15 protein-coding genes are annotated in these 11,612 nt (G+C 70.8%); 8 read left to right on the top strand and 7 right to left on the bottom strand.

Annotated features, from left to right (window positions below; translation table 11 throughout):
• Positions 1 to 16: 16 nt before the first annotated feature.
• Positions 17 to 232 carry a hypothetical protein gene (locus tag MCHLDSM_RS39280; protein WP_048470585.1) on the bottom strand — a complete coding sequence of 72 codons (216 nt, stop codon included), beginning with the start codon at positions 230 to 232 and terminating at the stop codon, positions 17 to 19.
• A gap of 41 nt (positions 233 to 273) precedes the next feature.
• On the opposite strand from MCHLDSM_RS39280, the gene MCHLDSM_RS13870 reads away from it, so the two are divergent.
• The 7 genes from MCHLDSM_RS13870 to MCHLDSM_RS13840 all read left to right on the top strand — a co-directional run bounded on the left by MCHLDSM_RS13870 (position 274) and on the right by MCHLDSM_RS13840 (position 6,138).
• Positions 274 to 1,146: a 1,4-dihydroxy-2-naphthoate polyprenyltransferase gene (locus MCHLDSM_RS13870; RefSeq protein WP_048470709.1), complete on the top strand. Its 873-nt coding sequence runs from the start codon at positions 274 to 276 to the stop codon at positions 1,144 to 1,146.
• Between the two features lie 77 nt (positions 1,147 to 1,223).
• Positions 1,224 to 2,228 carry an AAA family ATPase gene (locus MCHLDSM_RS13865; protein WP_048470584.1) on the top strand — a complete coding sequence of 335 codons (1,005 nt, stop codon included), beginning with the start codon at positions 1,224 to 1,226 and terminating at the stop codon, positions 2,226 to 2,228.
• Between the two features lie 12 nt (positions 2,229 to 2,240).
• Positions 2,241 to 3,104 carry a DUF58 domain-containing protein gene (locus MCHLDSM_RS13860; protein WP_048470583.1) on the top strand — a complete coding sequence of 288 codons (864 nt, stop codon included), beginning with the start codon at positions 2,241 to 2,243 and terminating at the stop codon, positions 3,102 to 3,104.
• Positions 3,094 to 3,567: a hypothetical protein gene (locus MCHLDSM_RS13855; RefSeq protein WP_048470582.1), complete on the top strand. Its 474-nt coding sequence runs from the start codon at positions 3,094 to 3,096 to the stop codon at positions 3,565 to 3,567. Before MCHLDSM_RS13860 ends, MCHLDSM_RS13855 begins: the two co-directional genes overlap by 11 nt.
• Complete coding sequence (locus MCHLDSM_RS13850) at positions 3,558 to 4,514, top strand: hypothetical protein (RefSeq protein WP_048470581.1); 957 nt, start codon at positions 3,558 to 3,560, stop codon at positions 4,512 to 4,514. The genes MCHLDSM_RS13855 and MCHLDSM_RS13850 overlap by 10 nt, the downstream gene beginning before the upstream one ends.
• Positions 4,511 to 5,434, top strand: a complete 924-nt coding sequence (locus MCHLDSM_RS13845) for a vWA domain-containing protein (RefSeq protein WP_048470580.1) — start codon at positions 4,511 to 4,513, stop codon at positions 5,432 to 5,434. The genes MCHLDSM_RS13850 and MCHLDSM_RS13845 overlap by 4 nt, the downstream gene beginning before the upstream one ends.
• Positions 5,431 to 6,138 (top strand): hypothetical protein, encoded by a 708-nt coding sequence (locus MCHLDSM_RS13840; RefSeq protein WP_048470579.1) that lies wholly within the window; start codon positions 5,431 to 5,433, stop codon positions 6,136 to 6,138. The genes MCHLDSM_RS13845 and MCHLDSM_RS13840 overlap by 4 nt, the downstream gene beginning before the upstream one ends.
• On the opposite strand, the gene MCHLDSM_RS13835 is transcribed toward MCHLDSM_RS13840, so the two are convergent.
• Together MCHLDSM_RS13835 and MCHLDSM_RS13830 are read right to left on the bottom strand one after the other, a co-directional pair.
• Positions 6,135 to 6,530: a nuclear transport factor 2 family protein gene (locus MCHLDSM_RS13835; protein WP_109788814.1), complete on the bottom strand. Its 396-nt coding sequence runs from the start codon at positions 6,528 to 6,530 to the stop codon at positions 6,135 to 6,137. The genes MCHLDSM_RS13840 and MCHLDSM_RS13835 overlap by 4 nt on opposite strands.
• Positions 6,531 to 6,596: 66 nt before the next feature.
• Positions 6,597 to 6,938 carry a DUF4229 domain-containing protein gene (locus MCHLDSM_RS13830; RefSeq protein WP_048470577.1) on the bottom strand — a complete coding sequence of 114 codons (342 nt, stop codon included), beginning with the start codon at positions 6,936 to 6,938 and terminating at the stop codon, positions 6,597 to 6,599.
• Between the two features lie 48 nt (positions 6,939 to 6,986).
• On the opposite strand from MCHLDSM_RS13830, the gene MCHLDSM_RS37220 reads away from it, so the two are divergent.
• Entirely contained in the window at positions 6,987 to 7,151 is a 165-nt protein-coding gene (locus MCHLDSM_RS37220; RefSeq protein ID WP_109777979.1) for a hypothetical protein, read from the top strand.
• A 4-nt stretch (positions 7,152 to 7,155) separates the two neighbouring features.
• On the opposite strand, the gene MCHLDSM_RS13825 is transcribed toward MCHLDSM_RS37220, so the two are convergent.
• From MCHLDSM_RS13825 to MCHLDSM_RS13810, 4 genes are all read right to left on the bottom strand, one after another.
• Entirely contained in the window at positions 7,156 to 8,226 is a 1,071-nt protein-coding gene (locus MCHLDSM_RS13825; protein WP_048470708.1) for a nucleotide-binding protein, read from the bottom strand.
• Positions 8,227 to 8,290: 64 nt separating this feature from the next.
• The gene (gene ccsB, locus MCHLDSM_RS13820; protein ID WP_048470576.1) at positions 8,291 to 9,268 is read right to left on the bottom strand and encodes a c-type cytochrome biogenesis protein CcsB; all 978 of its coding nucleotides are present in this window, start codon (positions 9,266 to 9,268) and stop codon (positions 8,291 to 8,293) included.
• Positions 9,265 to 10,860 (bottom strand): cytochrome c biogenesis protein ResB, encoded by a 1,596-nt coding sequence (resB, locus tag MCHLDSM_RS13815; RefSeq protein ID WP_082168866.1) that lies wholly within the window; start codon positions 10,858 to 10,860, stop codon positions 9,265 to 9,267. Before resB ends, ccsB begins: the two co-directional genes overlap by 4 nt.
• On the bottom strand, positions 10,860 to 11,612 hold the full coding sequence (locus MCHLDSM_RS13810; RefSeq protein WP_407661861.1) for a cytochrome c biogenesis CcdA family protein: 753 nt from the start codon (positions 11,610 to 11,612) through the stop codon (positions 10,860 to 10,862). Before MCHLDSM_RS13810 ends, resB begins: the two co-directional genes overlap by 1 nt.

Below are 11,612 nucleotides of genomic sequence, written 5' to 3'. Positions count from 1 at the left end.
GTGTGGGGTATCGGCGCTACTGCTCGTCGTCGTCGACGTGATGGGCAGCGGCGCGCCGCGCCCCGTCACGGATCTCGAACACGTCGGTGGCGAATCCGCCGATGGCGTTGGCGACGTCACGCACCGCCGTGGTGATGATCGAGGTGACCTCGCCGACCGCCGATGCGCCCGCGCCGACGATCTCCTGCACCACGTCCTTGCGGATCTCGCCCCTGCTGAGTCGGTCGTCCATGCGCCCAGTCTGCCACGGTGGGCACCTGCAAGACTGACCTCGTGGCGACTTTTGCGCAGTGGGTGGAGGGGGCACGTCCCCGGACGCTGCCCAACGCCGTCGCACCGGTGATCGCCGGTACCGGCGCCGCCGCGTGGCTCGACGCAGCGTCGTGGTGGAAAGCGTTGCTGGCGTTGCTCGTCGCGGTCGGGATGATCGTCGGGGTCAACTACGCCAACGACTACTCCGACGGGATCCGCGGCACCGACGACGTGCGGGCCGGTCCGCTGCGGCTGGTCGGCTCCAAGCTGGCGGCGCCGCGCGCGGTGCTGACCGCCGCGGTGGTGAGCCTGGCCGTCGGCGCGGTCGCCGGCCTGGTGCTGGCGTGGTTCTCGGCGCCGTGGCTCATCGCGGTCGGCGCGGTGTGCATCGCCGGCGCGTGGCTGTACACCGGCGGCTCGAAGCCGTATGGCTATCTCGGCTTCGGCGAGATCGCGGTGTTCGTGTTCTTCGGTCTGGTCGCCGTGCTCGGCACCCAGTTCACCCAGGCGCTGCGCATCGACTGGGTGGGCGTCGTGCTGGCCGTCGCGATGGGCTGCCTGTCGTCGGCGGTGCTGGTCGCCAACAATCTGCGCGACATCCCGACCGACGCGCAGACCGGCAAGATCACCCTGGCGGTGCGGCTCGGCGACGCCCGCACCCGGGTGCTGTACCAGGCGCTGCTGGTGGTCTGGCTGCTGCTCACGCTGGTGTTGGCGCTGGCCGCGACCCCGGCGTGCGCGGGCGGCTTCATCGCCACGCCGCTGGCCGTCCGCGCCGCCCGGCCGGTGCGCGCCGGGCAGGGTGGCCGCGACCTGATCCCGGTGCTGCGCGACACCGGGCTGACGATGCTGGCCTGGGCCGTGCTGGTGGCGGTGGCGTTGGCCTTCGGCTGACGCTGTGTGAGCGCGTACGCGACATCAGCGCGCACACCCCGGTTTGCCCGCCCGATCCCCGTGGTACATAGCGCGGGATGACTGCTGCCCCGGCCCCCCGCCCGATCGACGACGAGGCGCGCGCCGCCCAGCAGGTCGTGGCGAGGCTGTCCGAGGCGTTCTCGGCCAAGGTGGTCGGCCAGGAACACCTGCGGGAATCCCTGCTGATCGGCCTGCTGACCAGCGGGCACGTGCTGCTCGAGAGTGTGCCGGGGCTGGCCAAGACCACCGCGGCCCGCGTCATCGCCGAATCCATCGACGGCCGGTTCCGCCGCATCCAGTGCACGCCCGACCTGTTGCCCAGCGACATCATCGGCACCCAGGTGTACGACGCGGCGACCACCTCCTTCGTCACCCAGCTCGGCCCGGTGCACGCGAACGTCGTCCTGCTCGACGAGATCAACCGGTCCAGCGCCAAGACCCAGAGCGCGATGCTCGAGGCGATGGAGGAACGCCAGACCACGATCGCCGGCACCGTCTATCCGATCCCCGAGCCGTTCCTGGTGATCGCGACGCAGAACCCGGTCGACCAGGAAGGCACCTACGCGCTATCGGAAGCCCAGACCGACCGCTTCCTGATCAAGGAGATCGTCACCTACCCCTCCCCGGAGGAGGAGGTCGAGGTCCTGATCCGTCGGGACACCGGGCTCTACGACCGCGACCACCACACCCGGCCCGTCGCCAGCCTGGACGACATCCGCCGGGTCCAGCGGGTCGTGCGGGACGTCTACCTCAGCCGCGACCTGATGCTCTACGCCAGCCGCCTGGTGGGCGTCACCCGCGACGCCGAGAAATACCTGCCGAACCACGTCGCCCGCCTCGTCGAGTACGGCGCGAGCCCGCGCGCCACGATCGCCCTGTGCACGGCGGCGCGCGCGCTGGCGGTGCTGTCGGGGCGGCACCACGTGCTGCCCGGCGACATCGCCGACCTCGCGCACCGGGTGCTGCAACACCGGCTGATCCTCGGTTTCGAGGCCGCCAGCGCCGGGGTGAGCCCCGGCAGGGTGATCGACGCCGCCCTCAACGCGGTGCGGGTGCCCTAGCGGGGTGCGACGGTGGGCAAGTACCTCAACAGGGTGACCTCGCTTTTCGGCCGTGACACCCGCGGCCTGCTCGAAGGCGGCCGGCACGCGCTGCTGCACACGCGCACCCTCGAATTCGACGAGCTGCGCCCGTACGTACCGGGCGACGACGTCCGGGACATCGACTGGAAGGCGTCGGCCCGCTCGGGCAGCGTGCTGATCAAGCGCTTCGTCTCCGAGAAGCACCACAAGGTGCTGCTGGTGGCCGACGCCGGGCGCGACATGACCGCCCGCACCCCCGGCGGGGAACGCAAAAGCGATGTGGCAGGCCAGGTTCTGGGTGCAATCGGGCTGATCACGCTGGGCCGCTCCGACGAGATCGGAATGGTGTACGGCGACGCCCGCGGCAGCGTCAACGTCCGGCTGCGGCGCGGCGAGACGCACATCGAGAGCATGCTGCACCGCTATCACGACAGCGACGCCGACCGCGGTCCCAGCGACATCGTCTGCCAGCTGGAGTACGTGGCGACGCACTACCGGCATGCGCTGCTGATCGTCGTGGTCTCCGACGAACCCGATGTCGACGACCGACTCGCTGACGTGTTGCGCCGGCTGGCGGCGCGCCACGACGTGGTGTGGGCGATGGTGGCCGACCGTCCCGCGGTCGCGGTGGGCCCAGAGGGCGGCTACGACGTGGCGACCGGCCGGCCGGTGCTGGGCAGCGCCGCCACCGACGCGAAGGTGATGGCCGCGTACGAGCGTGCCGAGCAGCGGCGCCGCCAGCGGCTCCGCGAACTGTTCACCGAGCACGCCGTGGCGCACGTGACGATCGCGGCGAGCGGCGAGTTACGGCGTCGCATCGTCGAATTGACGGGGGTGTCCTCCCGTGCCGGATGACCTCCTACGGTTCGTCGGCGGTCCGCCGGCGTACTCGATGTGGTGGCTGTGGCTCGGCATCGCGTTGATTCTCGGCGTACTGCTCTGGTACGCAATCGTTTTCGTGGCGACGATGCCGTCGGGACGGCTACGCACGCTGCCCGTCGTCCGCACCCTGCACGCCCGGCTGATGCGCTACCGCTTCGTCAGAACCGTTCGCGCGATCACCCGGCAGCATCACGAGGGTGAGCTGACCGCCGCAGAGACCGGCGCGGCGCTGAGCCGCACCCTGCGAAGCTTCCTGCATCAGGCGACCGGCCGGCGCGCGCAGTACATGCAGCTGAGGGCCATCGCCGCAAGCGATCTCGCGCCCGCGGTACCGGTGCTCGCGGCGCTGGGCGAGGTGCAGTTCGATGCCACGTCCACCGCCGACGTCGACCGTCTCGCCGCCGACACCGAGGACGTGATCCGTTCATGGACCTGATGTGGTGGGCGGTGCCGGTCGCCGGACTGTGCGCCGCGGCGGTGGCGATCGCCGCGGCGGTGCTGGTGCCCGACAGGCGGAACGCTCAGCGGCGAGAACCGTTGGCGCACACCGTGCGGCTGACCCGCCTGCCCGAGTACCGCACGGTGGTGCGCCGGCAGACCCGCGCCACGGCGATGGCGGTGCTGCTGCTGGCGCTGCTGTTCGCGACCACGCTTCTGGCCAGCGCCCGACCCACCGAGCCGGTGACCAACGCGGCCGGCCCGCGTGACGACATCATGCTGTGCGTCGGCCAGCCCGTCACCGACCCGGCGACGGGTCGGTTCCTCGGCTACTTCGCCCGGCAGGCCCTGACATACGGCACCGAGCGCATCGGTCTCACCTCCACCGACCGCAGGCTCGTGCCGCTGACCCGCGACTACCAGTTCGCCGCGGGACGATTCGGCGAGTACGCGCAGGCGGGCCGGGTACCGAATCCGCCTCGCCTCGAATCGTTCACCAGTGCAGTCGAATACGCCGACTACGCACCGACCGTCGCCGACGTCCTGGCGCTGTGCCTCACCGGCTTCCCCGGCTTCGAGAACCCCGGCGACGAGCGCCGGTCGGTGATCTACCTCGGTCCCGGTGCGCTGCGGGCACCCGACGACAGCAGGCCGTCACTGTTCACCGATGCACAGGTCATCGAGATGGCCCGGCGCGGCGCGATACAGATCAACGCGGTCGCCACCCCCGGGCACCAGACCGACGCGTTGACCACCATGGCGCGCTCGACCGGGGGCACCTTCGTCCGGTTCGATCCGGCGACCCTGGACACCCAACTCGACGCCATCCGGGCCCACACCCCGGGCGACGACGATCAGCGCCGCGACTCCCCCGTCGTGGTCCTCATCGTCGCGTTGGCGCTCACAGGCCTGCTCGCCGTCTCCCTGATGGCGGTGCGGCGATGACCTTCGATCCCGTGCTGCCGCCCGCGGCGCTCGCCGCCGTCGCCGCCGTCCTCGTCGCCCTGCGGGTGTTGTCGCTGCGGCCGGCCGCTGCGGCCGGCCGTCCCGTGCTGCTGCGCTGGACCGGCATGACGGTGGCGCTGGCGCTGCTCCTGGTCGCGGCGGCGCGCCCCGGCGGCGCAGCCGAGGCGCGCGCTGAGGCCCCGACGTCGTCGCGCGGGGGCGACAACGTCTTCTTCGTGGTGGACCGTTCCGAGGATTCGGCCGTCGACGACTTCGGTGGCCGCCCGCGGATGGCCGGCATCCGCGACGACATCGACGCGCTGATCGACGCCCACCCCGGCGCCCGGTTCGCGGTGATCTCGTTCGCCTCGCGGCCGGCGGTCGACTGGCCGTTGTCCGGCGACGCGTGGAGTCTGCGTCCCGTCGTCGAGGCACTCAACCCGTATCCGGGCGTCACCGCCGACCAGGTCAACGCCGCGGCCGCCGCGACCGTGCTGCGCTACCAGATGATCTCGGCCGGGCAGCAGTATCCGGGCGCGGACAACCTCGTCTACTACTTCGGCTCCGGGGCGCCGCGATCCACCGTCCCCCAGGGCGAATTCGACATCGACGCGGTCGATGGCGGCGACGTGTTCGGCTATGCCGCCGACGGCGCCGGAGATCAGCGCCTGCGCGAGGTCGCCGACCAGCTCGGCGTTCCCTTCGTCACCCGCCGCCCCGGCGAGGCCGTACCGACCGGCACGCAGTCGACGTCCTCGGCGCCGGTCGTGGACCCGGCCGGCGAGCGACGCGACGAGTTCTACTGGCTGCTGACGCTGGTCGCCTCGGCGCTGCTGCTCATCGAGATGGCGCTGTCGGTGCGCGACCTGCGACGGGCCCGCTCGACGGCGCGGGAGATGACGCGGGAGGTCTCGACGTGACCCCGTCCCGACTGCGGCTTCGACGCCGCCTGCTCGTGCTGTCGACGCCGCCGGCCGTGGTGGCGCTCGTGGTGGCGGCCAAGCTGATCTCGGTGGTCGTCGCCGGCCAGGCCGCCCAACAGCACTACGACGACAGAGCCATCGCCGACCTCCGCGACGACGTGTCGACACTGCGCACGCTCGACGTGATCCAGCCCGCCACCACAGACTTCGCCGCAGGCACGCTCGCGGTGCTGGAGGACCGGCTGGACACGGCGGACGCGGAGTTCACGCAGTCGCTGGCCGGCACCGCGATGGACCGGTCGTGCCCGGTGCGGGTCAACCTCGAACTCGTGCGCGAACGGCAGGGTGACATCGCGGCGTGGGAGGCCCGGCTGGACGACGCCCGCGACCGGTACGGCAGCGCGCTGACCGTCATCGACGACGCCCCGCCGGCATGCTTCGCCGGCAACGCCGATCCCGATCCCGATCGACGTGCGGTCCGGGCCGACGCCGCCGCGCGCATCGCGGCCAAGCTGCGCACGCTGGGCACCGTCGCACCGCTCGCGCCGCCGCCTCCCCCGCCACCAGCGGATGCGGCGCCGCCGGCCCCGGTCGTGGCAGCGCCGGAGTCGGAGCCGCCGCAGACGCGTCGCCTCGAGCCGGCTCAGGGCGATCCCCTCGAAGCGCTGCGGCGACTCCTGAGAGACGCGGCCACCGGCTAACCCGGGGACGCGCCCGTCCAGTACTCGACGATCCGGCCGTCGGCCACCCGGACGATGTCGTTGCCGGTGAACCGGGCCGGCCCCCGCTTGGTCGACCCGGTGCTGATCCACCGGGCCGCCATCAGGTCGCCGTCACCGAACGGCCCCACATCGACGACGAACATCAATTCGCGCAATTGCCTGCGGGTGTCGTCGACGAGGGCCTGCAATTCCTCGGGGCCGTGGATGTCGCGGGTGGGCCAGTGGCCGACGAAATCGGCGGACACCAGTTCCCGGGCGATGGGTTCGCCCGCCCACAATTCGTTGATCCACCGCAGGTAGAGCGCCTGATTGGCTCCAGGGTCGCGAGTGACCGTGCGTCCGTGCCGCGTGACGAGATCCTGCTGGGGCATGTGACGGCGGTTACCCATCCAGCCGTCAGACTACGCACCCGAAAAAGTTTGCTGCTGAACGGCGGGTCAGGCGTCGTCCTGATCACGGCCGGGACCAGCGGCGGTGTCGGGTGTGCTGTCGCCGCGCAGCCGCGCCTGCAGGTTCGCGCGTTCCGCGCGACGGCGTTCGTCGAACAGCGCGATGCTCTCGGTCGCCCGCCTGCGCAGCGGGGCGAACACCCAGATGCCGAGCGGGAAGGCGATCACGATCGCGAAGAGCAGTGCCACCGCGATCGGGAACTCGCGCAACCCGATCAGATGGCCGACTCCGAGGATGACGGCGGCGACCACGGCGACGAGCACCAGACGCGCCACGACGTAGGCCGCAACGTCGAAGAAGAGGCGAGAACCGGTGCGTTCGTCAGACACGATCCGAGCCTACCGAGGGCGCGTATATTGACAGGAAGGAGGTTTCGAGTGGCGTATCTGCTCCTGATTCTCGTCTTGGCCGCATTGGTCTACGTCGGCTGGCGGGTGACCCGGATGACCGCGAATCGCACGCGCACCCGGGTGATCGGACCGGACGACGATCCGGATTTCCTGCGGCGCATCACACCGCGCGACGACAAACCGCGGTCCTGAGCCGCTAACCGGCGACGGTGTCGCCGGCTGGGCGCGCGCCCGGAAAGCCTTGTGCCACCGTGGCCGCCAACTCCAGCAGCGCATCGGTGGTCTCCGGCCGTAACCGGTCCAGGCTGATCTCCGCGCCCTCCTCCAGATGCGGATCGAACGGCACCTGACACACCGCCCGGCAGCGACGCGCGAAATGGTCGACGACCTTGTTCAGATCGACCTTGGTGACGCCCCGGCGCGCCCGCGGGCGCACGCCGTTGATGACCGCGATCGAGTTGCGCACCAGATCTTCTCGGCCGTGCGCGTCGAGCCAGTCCAGCGTCGCCGACGCACTGCGCGCCCCGTCCACCGAACCCGAGCTGATGACCACCAGCGCGTCGGCCTTGTCGAGCACCGCCGACATCGCCGAATGCAGCATGCCGGTGCCGCAGTCGGTGAGCACCAGGCTGTAGAACCGCTCGAGCACATCGAGAGTGCGCCCGTAGTCCTCGGCACTGAACGCCACCGACACCGCGGGGTCGCTCTCCGAGGCGAGCACCTCCAATCGGCTGGCACCCTGCGAGGTGTATTGGCGGACATCGCTGTACGCCGCGATGCCCTCGGCGTCGCGCAGCAGGTGCCGCACCGTCGCGGCCGTCTCCAGCGGCACCTTCTGGCTCAGCGTGCCGCGGTCGGGGTTGGCGTCGACGGCGACCACGCGGTCACCGCGGGTGCTCGCGAACGTCGCGCCGAGCGTCGCGGTGATCGTGGTCTTGCCGACCCCACCCTTCTGCGAGAGCATCGCGATCCGGTAGCAGCCGCGCAGCGGGCGCTGCACCTGGGCGACCAGTCGGTCGTGCCGTACCGCCCGCGGATCCTCTCCGACGTCGACCAGCCGGCCGGTCCCCCAGTAGAGCCACTTGCGCCAGCCGGCGGACGGACCCCGGCGCGCCCTGCCGAGCAGCGCCACCGTCGACAGGTCCAGGTAGGGCGGCGGATCGGGCGTACCCGGATCCATCGGCGCCGGTGCGGCGGGCGTCGGCACGACGGGCAGGGCGGGCTGCGGCGGGGTCGGCGCCGTCCACTCGGCGGGCAGCTCGGCCATCGGATCGCGGAAGCGCTGCTGCGCCCGGAATCCGCCCGGTACGTCCGACAAAACTCCGGTCCCCCTAGCCGACGCCGGCGTAGGAGTGCAGGCCTACGGTCACCAGGTTGATGAAGAACAGGTTGAACACCATCGCCACGAACCCGACCACGTTGATCCACGCGGCCTTGCGGTCGCGCCACCCGGCCGTGGAGCGGGCGTGCAGGTACGCCGCGTACACGACCCACGCGATGAACGACACGGTCTCCTTGGGGTCCCAGCCCCAGTACCGGCCCCACGCCTCCTCGGCCCAGATGGCGCCGAAGATCACGCCGAACCCGAAGATCGGGAACGCGAAGATCGTTGTCCGGTAAGCGATCCGGTCCAGGGTCTGAGCGTCGGGCAGCCGCGCGACGATGCGGCCGATGGCGTCGCCGCGGCCGGGATCACCGAGCCGGGACATCTTCAGCAGGAACAGGATGCTCGCCACACCCGCCACCAGGAACACCCCGGAACCGAGGCTGACCACGGACACGTGGATCGGTAGCCAGTAGGACTGCAGCGCCGGCATCACGGGCGCGGCGTGCGAGTACAGCCACCGGCCCGACACGGTCAGCAGGATCAGCACCGGCACGAGAACGAACACCCACAGCGAGCGGTACTGCGGCTTGCGCAGCACCACGGCGCCGGCCACCAGACCGCAGAAGCAGGTCAGGTTGATGAACTCGTACATGTTGCCCCACGGCACCCGCGCCGTGGAGAGCCCACGCAACACGATGCACGCCAGCAGCAGGCCGATGCCGACGTAGACCAGCGCCAGCCCCGCCGAGCCGATCCGCTCGTCGAACGGCCGCCGCGGCGCGTCGACCACCCGGCCGGGCGTCGCACTGTTGCTCGCCACCGATCCCGCGTTCACCAGTTCGCGGCTGTCCACCCGGCGGCCCTCGCTGTAGGCCAGTTCGACGGCGAGCAGCAGCAGCGCCACCACGAGCACCACCAACGACGAGGTGTACGCCCAGTCGGAGTAGCGGGCCAGTCCGAGATCGATGTGGGTGGTGTTCATGCGCGATCCGCTTCCTTCTCTGTGCCGTCCCGCCGGCGCACCGGCTCCGCCTCCTCGATCGCCGAGAGCAGCTTCGTCGTCAGGCGCTCGAACTCGTCGCCCCACCCCGAGTTGTCGGTGCGGGCCAGACCGCCCAGCTCGACGTTCACGGTACCCGCAGGCCCCGGCGTCAGCCGCACCCACACACGTCGGCGCCGCACGATCAGCGACACCAGCAGACCCGCCATCATCGTCATCGCGAACACCAGCACCCAGACCTGCGCCGGGTCGTGGGAGACCTGCAGGTTCACGAACGGCACCGCGCCGTCGAAGCGGACGATCGTGCCGTCGGGCAACCGGGTGTCCTGCCCGGCCCGCAGATTGACGCGGGCCACCTTGCTGAGCCGGCCCTGGTCGATCATCCGGGGGTCCAGGGAGAACAGCGACTGCGGCCGGCCGGTGTCCAGCCCGGTGTCGCCCTTGTAGATGTCGACGGCGACCGCGGGATCGTTCATCGCCGGGAACTTCGACGACAACAGCGTGCCGTCGAGTTGCTCGGTGGGCGCGAACAGACCCTGGATCGCGATCTGGTTCTTGCGGCGTTCGCGTTCGTCGGCGTAGGTGCCGCCGGGCGGGTCGAACCGCATGGCGCCCGACGACAGGAAGGTGATCTGGTCCTCGGGACGCCACTGCAACGTCTGGGTGCGGGTCTTGCCGTCGGGGAACGTGACGCTGAAGGTCGGTGCGTAGCCGTGGCCCTGCAGGTACACCCGGTCCCCGCCGACGCGCAGCGGCTCGTTCACCTTGAGCAGGTACGGCCGCCAGCTGCCGGAGTCGAGGTCGCCGCCGGCCTGATAGTCGATGTCGGCCTGGAACGACGTGGCCTGCCCGCTGGGCAGATAGGTCGCCTGGAAGTCGTTGACGCGCACGCAGATCGGATACAGCGACGTGCCGTCGACGGTGTTGCCGGCCCGGAACGAGTCGAACGCGGCCGGCGACGCGGAGCAGAAGCCCGGGCCGCCGTCGGCGACCACGATGACGTTGCCCTCGTAGCTGAACAGCTTGCCCGCGGCGATCGCGACGAGCAGGCCGAGCAGCGAGAAGTGGAAGACGATGTTGCCGAACTCGCGCAGATACCCCTTCTCCGCTGAAATCTCGGCACTGTCGCCGTGGCGGGTGAAGCGCCGCCACCCCGACAACGTCTCGTCGACGGCCGCGGCCATCGCGACGACGTCGTCGCCGGGCACCTCCGCGGTGTGATGTTTGGGCAGCCGGGACAGATTGCGCGGCGCCGCGACGGGCTCGGCGCGCAGGCTGCGCATGTGCTCGGCCAGTCGCGGGGTCAGACAGCCCACCAGCGACACGAACAGCAGCACGTAGATCGCGGTGAACCAGAAGCTGGAGAACACGTCGAAGGCCTGCACCCGGTCCAGCCACGGCCCGATCGTCGGATGCTCGGCGAGGTACTCGGCCACCTTGGTCTCGTTGAGGCTGCGCTGCGGCAGCAGGGCGCCGGGGATGGCGCCGAGCGCGAGCAGGAACAGCAGCACCAGCGCCGTGCCCATCGAGGTCAGCGTGCGCCAGGTGTTGCGCGCGTAGGCGAGAAGGCGCATCAGATCGGCAACCTCACGTCGCTGACGAACGCGTCGCGCACCCAGGACACGAACTCGTTCCACAGCCCGGTCACCAGCGCCGCACCCACCAGGATCAGCAGCACGCCACCGAAGATCTGAATGGCGCGGGTGTGGCGGCGCAGCCAGCCCAGCCCGCTGACCGCACGGGCCGAGCCGAACGCCAGCAGCACGAACGGAATCCCCAGCCCCAGGCAGTAGGCGATCACCAGGATCACGCCGCGGGCGACGTTGCTGCCTTCGGTCGCCGATGCCACCGCGATCACCCCGGTCAGCGTCGGCCCCAGACACGGCGTCCAGCCCAGCGCGAACACCGCGCCCAGCAGCGGGGCGCCGCCCAGGGTGGAGATCTCGCGCGGGGTGAACCGGGTGTCGCGCTGCAACATCGGTACCAGCCCGATGAACACCAGGCTCATCAGGATCGTGATCACTCCGCCGATACGTTGCAGCAGCACCTGATTGGTGATCAGCGCCGTCGTCATCCCCAGCACCGCGACGGTGCCCAGCAGGAACACCACCGTGAAACCGGCCACGAACAGCGCGGCCGCGCCGGCGACCCGCAATCGCGCCCCGCGCACCTTCACCGAGGACGGGGAGTCCTCGACACCGACGACGGCGGCCAGGTAGGACAGGTATCCGGGCACCAGCGGCACCACACACGGCGACGCGAACGACACGATGCCGGCCAGCAGGCTCACCGCCATGGCGAGCAGCAGCGGACCTCCTGAGGTCAT

This window comes from Mycolicibacterium chlorophenolicum (genome assembly GCF_001044235.1).
In the GTDB taxonomy this organism is placed as follows: Bacteria; Actinomycetota; Actinomycetes; order Mycobacteriales; family Mycobacteriaceae; genus Mycobacterium; species Mycobacterium chlorophenolicum.
This window is presented reverse-complemented; position numbering and strand designations above follow the sequence as displayed.

What these genes read in the sequence shown, in the direction of transcription:
- MCHLDSM_RS39280 (WP_048470585.1), bottom strand. Translation starts at nt 232, where the DNA reads ATGGACGACCGACTCAGCAGGGGCGAGATCCGCAAGGACGTGGTGCAG.
- MCHLDSM_RS13865 (WP_048470584.1), top strand. Translation starts at nt 1,224, where the DNA reads ATGACTGCTGCCCCGGCCCCCCGCCCGATCGACGACGAGGCGCGCGCC.
- MCHLDSM_RS13850 (WP_048470581.1), top strand. Translation starts at nt 3,558, where the DNA reads ATGGACCTGATGTGGTGGGCGGTGCCGGTCGCCGGACTGTGCGCCGCG.
- MCHLDSM_RS13845 (WP_048470580.1), top strand. Translation starts at nt 4,511, where the DNA reads ATGACCTTCGATCCCGTGCTGCCGCCCGCGGCGCTCGCCGCCGTCGCC.
- MCHLDSM_RS13835 (WP_109788814.1), bottom strand. Translation starts at nt 6,530, where the DNA reads ATGCCCCAGCAGGATCTCGTCACGCGGCACGGACGCACGGTCACTCGC.
- MCHLDSM_RS13825 (WP_048470708.1), bottom strand. Translation starts at nt 8,226, where the DNA reads ATGGCCGAGCTGCCCGCCGAGTGGACGGCGCCGACCCCGCCGCAGCCC.
- ccsB (WP_048470576.1), bottom strand. Translation starts at nt 9,268, where the DNA reads ATGAACACCACCCACATCGATCTCGGACTGGCCCGCTACTCCGACTGG.
- resB (WP_082168866.1), bottom strand. Translation starts at nt 10,860, where the DNA reads ATGCGCCTTCTCGCCTACGCGCGCAACACCTGGCGCACGCTGACCTCG.
- MCHLDSM_RS13810 (WP_407661861.1), bottom strand. Translation starts at nt 11,612, where the DNA reads ATGACCTCAGGAGGTCCGCTGCTGCTCGCCATGGCGGTGAGCCTGCTG.